19 protein-coding genes are annotated in these 15,220 nt (G+C 39.0%); 9 read left to right on the forward strand and 10 right to left on the reverse strand.

Translation table 11 applies throughout. From position 1 onward, the window contains the following. Positions 1-183 precede the first annotated feature (183 nt). Genes Q8M62_RS20880 through Q8M62_RS20890 form a run of 3 tightly spaced genes read left to right on the forward strand, consistent with a single transcriptional unit; the run spans position 184 to position 3,740 of the window. Positions 184-933: an outer membrane beta-barrel protein gene (locus Q8M62_RS20880; protein ID WP_304900158.1), complete on the forward strand. Its 750-nt coding sequence runs from the start codon at positions 184-186 to the stop codon at positions 931-933. Between the two features lies 1 nt (position 934). Next, the gene (locus Q8M62_RS20885; protein ID WP_304900159.1) at positions 935-2,929 is read left to right on the forward strand and encodes a hypothetical protein; all 1,995 of its coding nucleotides are present in this window, start codon (positions 935-937) and stop codon (positions 2,927-2,929) included. A gap of 13 nt (positions 2,930-2,942) precedes the next feature. Further along, entirely contained in the window at positions 2,943-3,740 is a 798-nt protein-coding gene (locus tag Q8M62_RS20890) for a DUF2490 domain-containing protein (protein ID WP_304900160.1), read from the forward strand. 24 nt (positions 3,741-3,764) lie between these two features. On the opposite strand, the gene Q8M62_RS20895 is transcribed toward Q8M62_RS20890, so the two are convergent. After that, positions 3,765-4,076 (reverse strand): hypothetical protein, encoded by a 312-nt coding sequence (locus Q8M62_RS20895; protein WP_304900161.1) that lies wholly within the window; start codon positions 4,074-4,076, stop codon positions 3,765-3,767. Between the two features lie 256 nt (positions 4,077-4,332). On the opposite strand from Q8M62_RS20895, the gene Q8M62_RS20900 reads away from it, so the two are divergent. From Q8M62_RS20900 to Q8M62_RS20910, 3 genes are all read left to right on the forward strand, one after another. Beyond that, entirely contained in the window at positions 4,333-4,752 is a 420-nt protein-coding gene (locus tag Q8M62_RS20900; RefSeq protein WP_304900162.1) for a helix-turn-helix transcriptional regulator, read from the forward strand. A 64-nt stretch (positions 4,753-4,816) separates the two neighbouring features. After that, positions 4,817-5,977 carry an ImmA/IrrE family metallo-endopeptidase gene (locus Q8M62_RS20905; RefSeq protein WP_304900163.1) on the forward strand — a complete coding sequence of 387 codons (1,161 nt, stop codon included), beginning with the start codon at positions 4,817-4,819 and terminating at the stop codon, positions 5,975-5,977. Positions 5,978-6,009: 32 nt separating this feature from the next. Continuing rightward, complete coding sequence (locus Q8M62_RS20910; protein WP_370690541.1) at positions 6,010-6,552, forward strand: DUF4411 family protein; 543 nt, start codon at positions 6,010-6,012, stop codon at positions 6,550-6,552. Positions 6,553-6,577: 25 nt separating this feature from the next. On the opposite strand, the gene Q8M62_RS20915 is transcribed toward Q8M62_RS20910, so the two are convergent. After that, positions 6,578-7,633, reverse strand: a complete 1,056-nt coding sequence (locus Q8M62_RS20915) for an XRE family transcriptional regulator (protein ID WP_304900165.1) — start codon at positions 7,631-7,633, stop codon at positions 6,578-6,580. Between the two features lie 174 nt (positions 7,634-7,807). On the opposite strand from Q8M62_RS20915, the gene Q8M62_RS20920 reads away from it, so the two are divergent. Genes Q8M62_RS20920 through Q8M62_RS20930 form a run of 3 tightly spaced genes read left to right on the forward strand, consistent with a single transcriptional unit; the run spans position 7,808 to position 9,399 of the window. Beyond that, complete coding sequence (locus Q8M62_RS20920) at positions 7,808-8,164, forward strand: helix-turn-helix domain-containing protein (protein ID WP_304900166.1); 357 nt, start codon at positions 7,808-7,810, stop codon at positions 8,162-8,164. Beyond that, entirely contained in the window at positions 8,145-8,879 is a 735-nt protein-coding gene (locus Q8M62_RS20925) for an ImmA/IrrE family metallo-endopeptidase (protein ID WP_304900167.1), read from the forward strand. Before Q8M62_RS20920 ends, Q8M62_RS20925 begins: the two co-directional genes overlap by 20 nt. Beyond that, positions 8,860-9,399, forward strand: coding sequence for a hypothetical protein (locus Q8M62_RS20930; protein WP_304900168.1), 540 nt, complete (start codon positions 8,860-8,862; stop codon positions 9,397-9,399). Before Q8M62_RS20925 ends, Q8M62_RS20930 begins: the two co-directional genes overlap by 20 nt. A 109-nt stretch (positions 9,400-9,508) precedes the next feature. Here the strand turns inward: Q8M62_RS20930 and Q8M62_RS20935 are convergent, their stop codons facing one another. The 8 genes from Q8M62_RS20935 to Q8M62_RS20970 form a co-directional block, all read right to left on the reverse strand. Continuing rightward, on the reverse strand, positions 9,509-9,946 hold the full coding sequence (locus Q8M62_RS20935; protein WP_304900169.1) for a hypothetical protein: 438 nt from the start codon (positions 9,944-9,946) through the stop codon (positions 9,509-9,511). A 29-nt stretch (positions 9,947-9,975) separates the two neighbouring features. Further along, on the reverse strand, positions 9,976-10,407 hold the full coding sequence (locus Q8M62_RS20940) for a preprotein translocase subunit SecB (protein WP_304900170.1): 432 nt from the start codon (positions 10,405-10,407) through the stop codon (positions 9,976-9,978). A 23-nt stretch (positions 10,408-10,430) separates the two neighbouring features. Beyond that, positions 10,431-10,868 carry a helix-turn-helix transcriptional regulator gene (locus Q8M62_RS20945; RefSeq protein WP_304900171.1) on the reverse strand — a complete coding sequence of 146 codons (438 nt, stop codon included), beginning with the start codon at positions 10,866-10,868 and terminating at the stop codon, positions 10,431-10,433. Next, entirely contained in the window at positions 10,865-11,290 is a 426-nt protein-coding gene (locus tag Q8M62_RS20950) for a hypothetical protein (RefSeq protein WP_304900172.1), read from the reverse strand. The genes Q8M62_RS20945 and Q8M62_RS20950 overlap by 4 nt, the downstream gene beginning before the upstream one ends. A gap of 77 nt (positions 11,291-11,367) precedes the next feature. Next, positions 11,368-11,505: a hypothetical protein gene (locus Q8M62_RS20955; RefSeq protein WP_304900173.1), complete on the reverse strand. Its 138-nt coding sequence runs from the start codon at positions 11,503-11,505 to the stop codon at positions 11,368-11,370. After that, on the reverse strand, positions 11,498-12,316 hold the full coding sequence (locus tag Q8M62_RS20960; protein ID WP_304900174.1) for a hypothetical protein: 819 nt from the start codon (positions 12,314-12,316) through the stop codon (positions 11,498-11,500). The genes Q8M62_RS20955 and Q8M62_RS20960 overlap by 8 nt, the downstream gene beginning before the upstream one ends. 112 nt (positions 12,317-12,428) lie before the next feature. After that, the gene (locus Q8M62_RS20965; protein ID WP_304900175.1) at positions 12,429-13,757 is read right to left on the reverse strand and encodes a restriction endonuclease subunit S; all 1,329 of its coding nucleotides are present in this window, start codon (positions 13,755-13,757) and stop codon (positions 12,429-12,431) included. Beyond that, on the reverse strand, positions 13,754-15,217 hold the full coding sequence (locus Q8M62_RS20970; protein ID WP_304900176.1) for an N-6 DNA methylase: 1,464 nt from the start codon (positions 15,215-15,217) through the stop codon (positions 13,754-13,756). Before Q8M62_RS20970 ends, Q8M62_RS20965 begins: the two co-directional genes overlap by 4 nt. Positions 15,218-15,220 lie beyond the last annotated feature (3 nt).

Below are 15,220 nucleotides of genomic sequence, written 5' to 3' on the forward strand. Positions count from 1 at the left end.
TTTAAAGCGGGCTAGATGGATTTTTATTTCTTTTTGGAAATTAACACTTCAAGTTATTTTATGTTGATTTTTTGAAAAAAAAAGAGCTAGATTTTTGCGAATAACATTGAAAAATCGGTTTTAAATGCATTATTTATACCGGCCAAATTTTATTTGGTCAATTTTTTAATTTAAATTTGAGGTATGAAAAGCATTTTTGCTCTGGTAATCTTTTGGATTTGTACATGCAGTTACGCCTCGGCTGACAATTTTCAGTTAAATGATGACGGTTTTTCTAGTTTCGTTGCCAAATCAGTTTATAATAATGGGTTTTTATTTAGCGCTGATACAATAATTTTGGAAAGTCAGAAACAAATCTATTCAAAAAACAAAAGCACCTTGGCAAGGTCTTACTTTCTCAAGGATTTGTCATTTTATGCGGGTGCGAATTCGAGTGGTCTTTTATTTAGTAATTATCATCGAGATCTGGAATACAAGGGAGGGTTTCAATTTGGTGTACAGGAAATTTATCCACTTGGAAAAAAGACTTTCCTGAACTTTGGCTTACAGTACAGTAAAAGAGGTTTAAGACACAGTAAATATCAAGTGGAGTTTGATAATTCATATTTTGATGTCCCTGTCTCAGTATCTTTTGAGCTACCGGAATTAAGAAGTCTGGATTTTAGATTTTATCTAGGCGGGCAATTCTCGACTTTAGTAAATGCTAAGCAAAGGGGAATTTATCCAGACAATACGCTGGTTGCATTTAATGGGAGTAAATTTAGCCCGACGGATGGTGGGTTTATTTTTGGGATCACTATTGAGAGATTCGATTTCTTTCTAAGAGCTGGATCCTATATCGGATTTAGAAAACTGGTTCCTTGGGATACCGGTGCTCCAAATAGTTTCGGAGTAGATCTTGGTTATTATTTATTCAGATCATTAAGAAAATAGCATGAAAATTTTGGTTTTTTTAGCGATTTTCTTGGTGAGTAGTTTAGTTGGACTCGCTCAAGTTTCCCCAAAAGTACAGGACACGCTATACCTGAATCTTTACCAGGGTGAAGAAACCTATTCGCTGATCAAAGGAGACGATGAGGCAGTGAAGCATGGGAAGTATAGTTTCGAAAGTACTCCAGCATTTAACTTAGACTATACCGGTATCAATCACCTGATTGTGTCAGGGCGCTATGAAAAAGGAAGATATCAGGGGATTTGGGAATATAAGGTAGGAGAATACAACATTCATCTAAAAGGCATCCAAGATTCCCGGCAACTGAACATGGATGTGGCATTGAATGGAGTGGAGAGATCGATCCAGTTGAATTATCAAAATGGCATACCTCAAGGTATATGGAAAATCATTAACACTCCGATAGCTGAGAATAGGAGGCAAAAAGAAGTTCAGGCTGGTTCATTTCTGTTTGAAAATGGATTAGCCATTGGTGAATTTTATTTCAGAGGGTATTATCAGGATCTATTGATTAAAGGAAATCTCAATAAAGAGGGTTTCTTAGATGGTATTTTGATTTTGGAATATGTAGCTGATGAAGAGAAAATCAGAGAGGTAAGAACTTATCAAAATGGATTTTTGATTGAGATAGTAAGATATGGAGGTAGTAATTTTGAAGATTTGATAGAGCGAGTTTCCTATGAGGAAGTGAGCGATCGACTGAAAAATGGTGAGGGCGAAGTAGCGAATGGAGTTAAATATTCAATTGGGGAGAAGGGTTTTGGTTTACTTTTTCAAAATGGCTATTCATCTGACCATAGAAAACTAACCATTCAAACTCAAGGAAATTTATTTCTTGAAGATTTTATCGGCCGATTTCAACGGTTCGGACGGAATAATAGCACTGAAAGAGCAGAGCCAATATTTAACTTTACACGAAGGTTCAAATATCAATACCCAGCCGAAGAGGTATTGGTATTAAAAGAATTGTATTCCCTTCTTATAGGAATAAATAATGAACTGTCTGAGGTTTTGGCTGACCCAAGAGTGCTGTTGTACAAGGATAATGATGACGAATTATCCTATTCTACAGGCTATCTTACTCATGCCAACCGGAAAGTCACGATTTTGATAGAGATCATAGAACTTTTAAACAGCGATTTTTTCGAGTTTGCCAACAGAGAAAATTATTTCAAGGAAGGAATATTGGGGCTGCAATCAGCGGATACCTTTCAATACGAAGCGAATAAAATAGTAAAAGAAGCAGATTTTAATTTGGGAGTGAAGATCAAATCTTCGGAAAATTTAATTGGACAAATCGAGTCCTACATCGAAATACTGAAGGAGGAAGTTAGGAACCAACTACAAGTTATTGGAAGTAAAACTAGAATTTATGATAATCAATCCCAGATTGATAGTATTGAGAGTGGGGTTTATCTAAAAGAAAATAAGGTGGACGCTCTTTATGGATATTTTCAGCGCCTGCCTGATGAAGTGGACAAAAAGAATCTTCCCCTTCATTATAGAATATATAAAAGCTTTAAAGATGGCTTGCTTAAAGATTTAAGAGCTGAGTATATTGCTGAAGAAGGAGACGAAAAGAAAATTACTCTTGGCAACAGTTATATTAAGTGGCTTGATGAATTCGAAACGTCTTTTTTGAGGATGAAAAAACTGGATGGTTTTGAGCCGAGAGTGGATGGGTATTTTACCAGAACCAGTCCGAACCCATTTTTTGATCGTGATATTGAAACAAAAATATTCCCTCAAATCTATGGAAAGTCAGTAACTATTCTCCTGCCGGCATACTTGAGAAGCTTGGTGTCATCGAAAAGGCCCGAGGACATGATCTATAATTTAGAAAAGATTGAGAAACTAGAAAATCGCCTGATTCAACTCAGTGAAATGACAGATGATCCTGAAGTTGTCGGGATCGACCGTGCACTGAGGAGAGAGAATTATGATCAGCGGATCGAACGAATCCTACAACTACAGTAAAGCCTATCCAAGCATGAAGTTAAAATATCTGTTTTTTGTACTATTCTCTTTCTCGGCTCTTATGGATTCCTTTGCCCAAAATGAAAGGGAGTTTCTGGATAACCGAATCATGTATACCAAGTATTACTTGGCGGATTTTTTCAATGATTCTACAAAGTGGTCATGGGAGCTGGATGTAGTTTATAGAAGACAAAGTGAATTGGGGGAAGGCAATTTTTGGAGTGAGCCCTTAAGATTAAGTGTGCGCCCCTGGATTGCATATCAATTCACTAAAATGACCCGAGTGAGTTTTAATCCAGTTGGGATGTTTTTCTCAGCACCTAGATACCCGCTCGAAAGTGATTTGGAAAGGCCTTTTGAACGCGAACTTAGAACCACACTTCAGATAAATAACTACGCTTATTATGGCAGAGTTAACTTCACCCATAGACTTCGATTTGAGTCGAGGTGGAGGGGTATAGACAATCCTGATGGCCCAAACCATAACTTTCGAGTGAGGTATCGTCTGAGGACGAGAATTCCAATTAACACCGACTATTTTTACACCAATAATTCTCTTTATGTATCCCAGTATTCAGAGATTCATGTAGAGTTTGGGAAGGATTACGGGACAAATTACTTCTCTCAAAACCGAAACTACCTTGGTTTGGGCTATCGATTCTGGGAATGGACACGTTTGGAATTAGGTTACATTGCACAGTTTAATACGAGAGGAAATAATTATCAAATTGATTTTTCCCGTGGGCCGATGTTCTATATTTTCATGGATATCGTGAGTAGGAATCAGCGTAGGTTTAATTATAGTTTTTAGGATCTGTGTAATCTATTTTGTGAATTAGTGTTTACCAAGGCTCAAGGCTTCATGACATTCCTTCGCAAGTTGCTTTAATTCAGCGCCATTTGGAGCTACTGAAAAAGAAGTACTTTTTTCCATAAAGGATTGATAGATTTCGTAAAACACATCCAATTCCTGATCGGTTTTAAAGCCCATTTCACGCGCAATAAGATTGCTCAAACCCAAGAAATGATTGTCAAGAGGGGATAGACCCAAAGCCTCCAGTCCGAAAATCAGTTGACAATGCCTCAGATCTGCCAGGATCAATTCCTTGATCAAAGTATTTAGCGGAAGGTGTGCTTGGGTTTCCATAAGATTCGGTTTAGTGGAGCTTAGAGATGAGCAACTCCCGGATTTGTATGAAAGGGAGCGTAGGACGAATATTCCCAAATCATTAGAACTATGCTATTCCAAAAAGGGATAAAATATCCCTTCCAAATCCCTATTTTACCTAAGAATTAAATACTCTTTAGTACCTCCGATTGGCGATTTTTTTTAAATTTGGTATAGGGACAACATACAGGCCTCGGTCTGTGTCCCCGCAGACCGGAATTTAATTATAAATGAAATGACCGAATCCCCATCCAAATCCATCCATCAAGGCAGAAACGTGAAGCGCTTCCGGGAAATGCTCGGCATCAAGCAGGAAGCCTTGGCCTACGAACTCGGAGAAGACTGGAACCAAAAGAAAATCTCCCTACTCGAACAAAAAGAAGAAATCGAAGCCAGTCTACTCGCCCAAATCGCAGAAGTACTCAAACTGCCCGTAGAGGCTTTCCAGAATTTTGACGAGGAACAGGCGGTGAATATTATTTCAAACACTTTTGGGGATCGTGCATTCGATAATTCCTTTAACAGAGGAACTATTAACTACAATCCAGTTGAAAAAATCATCCAGCTCCACGAGGAGAAAATTGAGCTGTATGAGCGAATGCTGAAGGAGAAGGATGAGATGATGGCAAGGTTGGAGAAGTTGATAGGGGGGTAGATAGAACCTAATCGGATTTAAATATTCTATTTTTGTGTTGCTATTTTAAAATAAGTCCAAAGCATTGACTACTACTCCGTACAATATTGCCCGAATTGAACAGCTCATTCGTCAGTTTAGACTGGAGAAGAATGAGTTTTTGGACTTAGTGAGCGAAGGATTAAAGGATAAGTTGGATTGGAAGAAAATTTTCCAACCGGAAATTCAGATCAATCACCTGAAAAGAATCGATAAGATTTTCAGTAAAGGGTTGTCTTATTATTTGGACCCAGCCCCTCCAATCCAATCCAAGGAATCCAGTATTTTTTTTAGAAAGGAAAAGTTTGGAGCAAATCTTAATCTCGCTTCGAAAAAGATTGTCACTCAATTCGAGGAGATGAAACTCTCCTTGTCTGGTTTGGCTAAGATGTCAGATTTGAAGATGGACCGGATACTCCCCATTTATTCCATAGATCAGGAAGCTATGGAGGTAGCCAAGACCGTTCGCGAAACCCTCTACCCGAAGGTACCAAAAGACTCAAAAAAATTCTTGGAGGCGCTGATTGACAAATTTGCAGCCGCCAATATTTTGGTCTTCGAGTTTGTAGAAAGTCCTAACTTGAAGCAAAAAGTCAATATTGATGGCTTCTACTTGCAGCCAAACGTCATCGTTCTTCGGAGAAATCAGGATTATTTCAAGCGGGAAATTTTTACGTTGGCACATGAACTTGGACACTACTTGCTCAATCAGGAGGAAGTCGAGTCTATGGATTACGATCGCTTGGCTACAGGATCTATTTCCAAAGTAGAGACTTGGTGCAATACGTTCGCCTTTGCCTTTCTGGCAGGGGATAAGCTGAATGAACTGGATCAACTACCGGAGATTGGAAAGTTCAAAAATTATTCATTCGAAGAAATCAAAACCATTTCCGATGCCACCCATCTGAGCTTTACAGCAATTCTCACCTATCTCGTCAAAAAGGGTAAAATGAGTGGTGCTGTTTATGGGAAAATGAGAAAAGAACAAGAGGATACGATCCAGGCAAGGAAAGATCTTGAAAAAAAGAAAAGAGAACTTGAGAAGGAAATGGGTAAGCCTAGTATGGGAGCCCAGGCAAAGCCCATCCAGTCCCCTTTGTTTGTCTCTGCTATCCAGACCGCATTTTTTGATGGAGTGATCAATGAATATGAACTCTGCAAAACACTTCACCTCAAGCCGGAGCAACTCGAAAAATACCTGAGATGAGGGTCCTTATCGATACCAGTTCATTATTGAGTTTGGTTCGGAACTACCTGCCGTTAGATAAGAGTGGATTTTTATTTGAAGAAATCAGGAATAAAATTTCAACTGGAGAATTTATATTGCTTGATGCTGTATATGAGGAAATCAAATACCAATCAAAAGGGATCATTCTCAAAAAACTCGATTACTTGTCAGACAAAGGCTTTTTAAAGGAGTACAAGATCATCGTCAAAACTGATGAATTGCTGCCACTAGCCCCAGGAAAGTTTATGAATATGCTCGGCAACCAATTTGCCATTCAAGGACAGCTAAAGAGGCTAAATGAAGCAGAATTTGAAGTCAAGAAAAAGGAATTTATGGAATCTGCTGATGCAAAGCTGATTTTGTATTGCCAACATCTGATAATGGACCATCCCGATGAAGAAACTTACCTTGTTACGGAAGAAACCGCCGCAGCAAATGACTTAAAACTTTTCAAAAAGATCCCAGCTATCTGTGAAATCCTGGGTATTCCCGTCATAACTCTTCCTGAACTCTTATTAAAAAAGTATCCAAACATAAATTTAGGCTTTGGTTAAAAACCAATAGTGGGAGCAAACCTTATCAAATCACCATATTTTCCTTTCTGAATTCAGCCAGTTTCTGATTTTTAAGTGCAGCGGCCTTGCTCATGGAGATAAAGTCCTCCGCCAAGGCCCGAAATAACAATTGTGAAAAACGGTTGGAATGCTCCGAACCTTCATAGGCTACGGGCTCGTTTTTTCGGTAACCGAGTTGGTTGAAAATGGCATAAAACTGCCTGAAGTAATTATCGGATATCAGGCCTACATTCTTGGCACGAAAGACGAAGGCTTGCATAGAAATTCCATATTGTTGCTTGATAGCGCCCAGCTCGTTAAAAGAAAGTTTGCTTCTTTTTCCCCCCAATTCATTTTTTAAAGTATCTGCAGGAATCAGCATGGCAGTCGCAAAGGCATGGCAAAACTTCTCCTTCTCTTTTTCAGGATGATGATTTACTTCCAAAAGCAAATGCGCTAACTCATGTAAAGCGGTAAATCGCTTTCGATCCGGGGCTTCATTAAGCTTTGCCTTATTGAGTACGATCAAAGGAATGTTTTTGCCATTCACCCAAGTGGAAAAGCCGTCAAATTCCTCAGTGGATTCGATCTCCAAGACCTTCACATGATGGTCTTCCAGAAGCTCAATCAAGTTGGAAAGCGGTCCGGTGCCTAATCCCCAATGATTCCTTAAAGTCTGCGCCGCCTCTTCTATGTCCTGCTGAGAGCTGATGGAAATATGGGAAATCGGATTTTCAAACCGAGTCTCTATCCCCAGAATCTGCTCGAGTTCCAAGTATCTGCCCAGTTCATCTTTTGCGATTTCCACGATTCGTGTTCGCTCCTTTGCTGGGAACAAGTTCATTTTGGAATGTTCTTCAACATTTATTTCCAAAACTTTTGTAGAAAAGAAATAATCAGGCCTCACACCAAGAGCTTTGGATAGAATTCCAATCTTCTCACTATCCGGAACCATCTGGCCATGCTCGTATTTACTTAGTGACTGTTTAGTAACACGGTTATCAATTTTGTCAGCCAAGGCTTGTAAGGAAATTCCATTCATCAGGCGTGCTGATTTGAGGCGTTCGGCAAAGTATTTCACCTTTCTTATTTTTAAGAATTTATTAACAAAAGTATTTTCGGTTGACAAACATATTTAAAATAATGGATCATGTCAACCAATTTTAACAACTCAAAACGTGTTATCTGTTACAATTATTTTTATTATTTCTGTAACTCTGTAACTTTGTAACAATATTTTTTAACCAAACCCATTATGAATCAGGACAACATCATCGGGAAAAATTTACAAAACCTTCGAAAAAAGCTTGGCTTCACCCAAGAGCAAGTGGCTGAATACCTCCAAATCAACCGGGAGGAATTGAGCTATTATGAGACAGGGATTAGGTCAATTCCTTCTACTCTCATGTCGCCTTTGGCAAATCTTTATGGTGTAGATGAATATGATTTTTATGAAGAGAATCTTGATTTGGCAAAAGTGAATCTAGCACTCGCGTTTAGGGCTGAAAACATCAAACCTTCGGATCTGGAACAAATAGCTAAATTCAAAAAGATCGTCCGGAATTATATCAGCATGAAATCTCTTTTGGAAAATGAACCAGCTAGTTCTTGAAAAATATGCAGCAGAGTTTCGAACTAAAAATGGGTATAGCAATAAAGAAAGCATTCATTTAAAAAGTCTGTTGCGCAAACTCGGAGTATTGGCCGTCTTTAGGCCTTTAGAGATGGATATTTCCGGCATGGCGATTAAGGTAGGCGATAACAATCGTTTTATGCTGATCAATACGGCCAGAACACTTGGACATCAGCATTTCACGATTTGCCATGAACTTTACCACCTGTTTATCCAGCAAAATTTTGAATCCCAAATTTGTCACGTCGGTTTATTCAATAAGAGAGATAAGGAGGAATTCAATGCAGATATATTCGCCGCCAAATTTTTAATCCCGGAAGAAGGAATTTTGGCTATGGTGCCAGATATTGAACTGGCAAAATCAAAAGTTAGCCTTTCCACTATTTTAACGATAGAGCAATACTTTTCCTGCTCAAGAAGAGCCCTGCTAAACCGGTTATTTGAACTTAAGCTTGTCGACAAAGCAGAGGCAGAAGCGTACAAAGAAAACATTCGAGCCGGGGCCATGAAGCATGGAATGCCTACGAAACTTTATGAAAAAGATGAGTTGAGTGAAGTCATTGGGGATTATGGAAATCTGGCGAGGAGATTATATGAAAAGGAAAACATTTCAGAATCTCATTATTTCAGTCTTTTAGAGGATCTCGGAGTTGACTTATCAGAATTAGGAAGCAATGGGAGAGAAGAAGACTGAAAGAATCATTCTCATAGATGCGGACGTCCTTTCTCACTTTATTTTAGGTGGGCAAATCACCCTGCTTCCACATATTTTCCCTTATCCCATCAAAATTCTTAATAAAGTCTACGCCGAAATTTCCCGCATGCCGGGCAGGAAAACTGAAGTGGATAATCTCCTCAACTTCAAACTGATCGGGCAAATTCCTTTTCCCGAAGACCAACCTGAAATCAAAAAGGAATATCTCCACATTAAAAAACTGATGTTCAAAGGTGACGGGGAATCAGCCTGTCTCGCAGTAGTCCGCTTTTCCAAAGATATCCTGGCAAGTAGCAATCTAAAAGACACGGCCCGCTACTGCAATCTGCATCAAATCACCTACCTGACCACCATGGATTTTCTCTGCCAAGCAGTCAAAAATGGGCAACTCTCGGAGTCAGATTGCGACGATTTTATCCACCGTGTGCTGAAAGCTGGAAGCAGGCTTCCTGTGAAGAAGTGGGGGGAATATGAGTGTCAAATAAAAGAAGCTTTTTAGCTACTTTTTGGGAGGTGCTGGTTTAGAAGAAGGAGGAGTGGGGATTGTTCTGCCTTTACTTCCTCTGTCTGGATTAGCTGGTTTGTTTATTGGTTGTGGTCGATGTTCTTTAGCCATGATTATATGCATTTATTGCTGCAAAGAGTAAAATACTAATTATCCCTATACCAAGTGAAATAATTGATATAACGTTTAAAGTTGAAATAACTTTATTTCTCTCTTTGATTTTACAAATCAGTTTTTCAAATGGCATTTTTTCATCCAAATTCTGAATTGTTTTTTCATTAAACCTACTTGAGAGGTAATGAGAGATTAAGTTAATTAATAAAGTTGAAGCAAGAAAACCCCATCCAGATATTAAAATCCACTTATGAATGGATTGCTCTAAAGGACTTATTTTCTCTACAAAAGTTATTGTGATAATTAGCGCCCCTGAGGAAATGAAAGTTATATATTTCTCAAAATCATCATCACTTTTCGCTTTCTCTTCGAGAATTGAAATTCTATATTCTTTCCATTCCTGACTTCCTTTTTTGTTTTTCCCCATGGGTCGTCAACCAAGTTTTTTAGAAATTGTTAGGTTTCTTTCTCTGTTTTAGCCGCCTTATCCCTCAATAACTGCGTAATATCAATCGGCGGCAATAAATACCCTCCCATAGGGCCAAGGTTGGTTATCTGATACATGATGTTCCTGAGGTTATTGATCATCATGTTTAGGGTTGAAAACTGGCTTAGGTTATTCCGCAAGCCTTCTTCCACATTTACTGGATCTTGGATCCTGAAAGTTCCGCCACCTTCCACCATCAGTTTGTAGCCTGGAAGCGTTTTCCTTTTGGCTTTATTTACTTCTATTTTGGTGAAAAGCTGGATTTCACCTTCAATGTCGGACTTGCCTATTCCGAAATCAATGTCCACAACATAAGATTGGAACAAATCCTTTACATTAATATCATCCTCCTTGGGTACGATGAATTCATAATGGGATTCCAATAGCTTGAAATCCAACAATTGTAATGGGGAAAATTTTGCCTTCATCCTGCCATAGCATATTCGTCCTCAACTGAATGACTTACCGACATTACCAGTTGAGGTCTGGTGACTTGATCTTTTAATTTAAAATATTCCTGAGTTTTAGACCAACGCTGATGATAAGCCACCAACTCTTCCTGAACTCTTTCTTTGAAAAGTTCCTCGGTCAAAACTTTAAAATCCAAACTTAACTCCATGGACATTTTTGCCAGAATATTCCAATTAGGTTTTCGATCTCCACGGAATAGCTGAGTGATAAAGGATGCAGACGTACCAATTTTTTCAGCCATTTCTTTTTTGGAAATTCCTTCTTTCTCCATTTTCTGATCTACTAAACCTAGAAATTGCAAAGCCAAAACATCGGCCAAGGAAGCAACACGGTCCTCATAGGAAATTTCATTGAATAGGTTGTCCCATTCTTTTTTGATAGATTCTGTCATGATTTAGGGTTTAAGTCGTACTCGTACTTGGATACTCTTCTGATAATTGCTTTTTCTGTCGCTGTCAATTTTTGGGATTTCTTCTTTTCGAGAAGTTCCACCCCAATGATTACAAAACGCTCCGTGTCTCCATCAGTAAACTGCTGACAGTAGATTCTGGGATTTTTCTTCCCTTTAAACAATTTAATAGCAGTAATTTTCTCACAACCTTTTTCAAAATTCTCCTTGTCATACAAATCTCTTGGAGCCTGATGGTTTAAAATCATCTCGATGGCAGTTTTGAACTTTTTCAAATTTGCTAGATCGGATTGCAAAAATGCCATGATTTCCCCGGAATTGTCCTCATCCAAGTAAAAGGCTTTTTTGCCATCATCAGAAATCTGTATTAGTTCTGCCCTTCTTTTCACGTCAAAATTAAGCAATAGGTTAATTTAATCAAACCATTCATCAAAATCTATTTAATCTTGGACACTTCGCTACCCTCCGCCACCATCCCCAATTACCCGTCCTCCCTCACATACTCCTTCACTTCCTGATCCACCAATTCACCCCGAAATGCCTTCGCCAATACCGCCTGTGGCAATTGGTCAATCTTGACTTGAATGAAAGAATAAGTAAATGATGGCTCTTTATTCATTGCTTTTAATAAATTTCTCAACCAACATAAGAGCAAATTTATTTTTATCAAAATCATAGCTTGATAAATCAGATTTTTCCAAATATTCATCAATTATATTTTTCAACTCTCCATAAAACATATGTTCTTTAAATGCTTTTTTGACTAAATCATTGTCAATAATATTGGAATGTATTTGATGAGAGATATACTCTTTTTCATCATTTTTAAGTTGAATTTCAAACCAATCATTAATAAATCTTTTTAATTTTAATTCAACATCTTTATTGTGTTGTAGTATGTTTTTAGTTTCTAAATGGGATTGTTTCTCAGAATTTAAGCTAGATGATAATTCACTTTTTTGTCTTTCAAGTTCATTGACTAGCTCTTTAAAACTTTCTATTTCCTTCTCTCTTTCTCCTATCCTGCTATTAAGTTCATCGATTGTTCTTGCTTCAGTCTTTGCTATATTATATTTGGCTTCAGCTTTTGCTAAGTCTTCTTTTGAATTGAATTCTTCTGTTAACCTGCTGAATAGAGTTTTTTTTCTTTTTAAAACAAAACTGTTTGTAAGATATTCAAGGCCTAAATAAAATATATTAGATATAAGAATTGAAACTATTGCAAAAGCTAATGGATAAATTAAATTCCTGTATATATCTGCGTAATTAGAATTGATGTATTGCAGATTTGTAACTATATCATCCTTAGAGTAAATAAAAAATACCAATCCTTGCCAGTTCCAAATAACCCAAAAAAACAGAAATGTCATCAGGAAAGGATTGCTTAACCTTTCTTTTAAAAACTCCATAAAATCTTTAATCCAAGTCATATTCTTTACTGGTCTTTAGTTGGAATAATCAATTTAATTCTTTAGTCGCGACTTAAATAATCATTTTCAATTCTTGATTAGTTTCTTTGAATAATACCTAATTGATTTTGAATCAAATTTTATATCGGGCCTCCGCCGCCATCAGCACCTCACCAGCCTCCCTCACATACTCTTTCACTTCCTGCCCGACCAACTCCCCCCGAAATGCCTTCGCCAATACCGCCTGTGGCAATTGGTCAATCTTGGCTTTTAAGCTTTGGTATTGGGATTCGATTTTGTTTGATAGCTCGAATAGTGAATCTATTCGGGAAACAATTTGAATCTGTTCCTCCATAGGCGGTATGGATATTTCCCATTCTTTTATTTTGCCTAAATTCAAATTAGGTTGATTTCCTCCTTCGGCTTTGGCTCTAATATCATTGTATTGGCTTAAACAGTAATAGTAAATGTAGGTGCGAGTAATATTGGGCATGCCTTCTTTTACTAATGCTGCAATTGCTTGATTGGTTGTAGCCTTAATTTTTAGCCATCCAACCTGTCCTCTGGTTTTGCCTTCACCATACATTGCAACCAAAAGAGTATCAATAGGGAAAATCTTAACATTTGAGTCTCTTATTGCTAATTCTGTTATGAATTCATCAGCTTCAAAAATCAGTTCATTTTTCACTAGTCCTGATTTAACCCAAGGAATAGTTCCCCCTTCGTAATACTCTTTCACTCCTCTTCGTGGGGTACCTCCTGTTTTTACTTCAAATAAATCACCAATTGTAGTTTTCTCCCAATCCGCCAAATCCTTCCCAGCTCTCCACTCTCTAGTCAACTCCCCCGTCACCGCCTGTGTAAGCACTTGCTGACGGAAGTTTTTCAGCAACTCAGGTATCCGGTCCAGCTTTTCTCTCAACCTATCCAAATGCCCAAATACCGCATCCAATTTGGCTACAATACGCTGCTGTTCGGGGAGGGGAGGTAAGGCGAATGGAATTTCTCCTATTGATTTAGAGGATAAATGTTTTACGGTTGTGGAAGATGTGTTTTCATTAATCTTCTTTAGATAGTCACCTAATCCGTAATAAAGGAATCTTTTAAGAAGGATTTTTTGATTAGGGATGATTCTACAAACCCGTTGATTTAAAAGCGAATCTGGACCTTTCCAAAGGGAATGATTAAAATCGCCGTCCATTCCCACTAGAAGATCTCCTTTTCTAACGATGTAGAAATCATTAAAAGATCCCCGAAAAAAGGTTTCTGGATTATGCTTTAAAATATCTCTTATCCGAATCAATGGAATTCCTTCTAATGAATTGAATTCAGAGGATTGAAAAGCAAAACCATTTTGAATTTCGCAAGCTTTTTTAAGTTCAATAATCTTCCAAGATGGATGGATTGAAGTTGATCCCTTACGTTCTTTGAATAAATCAGAAACTTTATGAATTAAACTCATCCCAGTAGTGCGATTATCTGGTCCAATTCTCTTTTAATCGCATCCAATTCCAAAGCGGCTTCCTTGGCAATAGCGATTGGATCTCCCAAGTCCGCGTTTTTGCTGATGTTTTCATCCTCGATCAGGCCGATATCCAGGGAATCGTTTTTGGCAGCGATCTGCTCCCGGGTAAAGACATTCCACCTCGGGTCTTGAATGGCTTTGCGTTTTGCCTCGTCGATTTCTCCCTTATACTGATCCTTTACCTCATCCAGCGCGATGCCTCCGGTATAAGCTTTGACAAAGTCTGCGAAGGCTTCCCGTGTGAAAGGAGTACGCTTTCCATAGCTTGGGGCATTGGTTCGCATATCATAAATCCAGACCCGTTGCGTGGTACCGACTTCTTTTTTGCTTCGGGTGAAGAAGAGCACATTAGTCTTGACTCCGGCCGCATAGAAAATCCCAGTGGGAAGTCTGAGAATTGTATGCAGATCGCATTTGTCCATCAAGTCACGACGGATCTTTTGTCCGTCATTGTCTTCGAAGAGTACGTTGTCGGGAAGTACCACTGCTGCACGTGCTGTCCCGGTATCCCGTCTCAGGGAGCGGTAGATATGCATAAGGAAGTTCAGCTGCTTGTTGGAGGTCTTGATGGTGAAGTCATCGCGAGTCGGTCGCTCACCGCCCTGCTTGGTACCAAATGGAGGATTGGCAAGCACGCCATCGTAGTTTTTGAAGGATTTGCCGATTTCGGAAAGCGAATCATTCATGGCGATTTTGCTTTCCAGTCCGTGCAGCTTGGCATTCATCAAAGCCAATCGGTGCGCATCCTGTACCAGTTCGCAACCGGAAAAGGCCTCATAGACTTGGAACATCTTTTCCTTGGCACTCAGGGCATAGTAGTCATCGGTCTTTCGCTTCAGGTATTCATCTGCTGCGATCATAAAACCGAATGTCCCCGCTGCCGGGTCATTCCATTTTTCTCCAACTTTGGGAGCCAAAAGCTCCACCATCACATTGATCAGCGGCCTTGGGGTAAAGTATTGACCGGCGCCGCTCTTTTTCTCTCCGGCATTTTTCTCCAGGAGTTCCTCGTAGATGCTGGCGATCTTGTCCTGCTCGGTATCTTCAAACCAGTCGATCTGATCAATATTGGTGATCAGTGTACGCAGATTGACCGGCTTGCGTAGGGTAGTGGAAGCGTTAGTGTAAATCTCGGTAATTGCTTCGTTTGAGGAAAGTGTGCCCAGATTGGCCAATAGATCCCGATAGGTATCAAAGAGCTCCTTGTTGTCTTTGATCTCCTTCAGCCTCGTCCAGCGGTACTGCTCCGGAATATCCTGGTCAAACTTCTTGACTTCCGAAAGTCTAAGAAACAGAATATAGGTCAGTTCATTCAAATACTGGTGATAGGTGACTCCGTCATCCCGGAGGACATTGCACAGTTCCCACAGCTTCTTCGCAATTTGCTCAGCACTCATCGT

This window comes from Algoriphagus sp. (assembly GCF_030694375.1).
GTDB lineage: Bacteria > Bacteroidota > Bacteroidia > Cytophagales > Cyclobacteriaceae > Algoriphagus.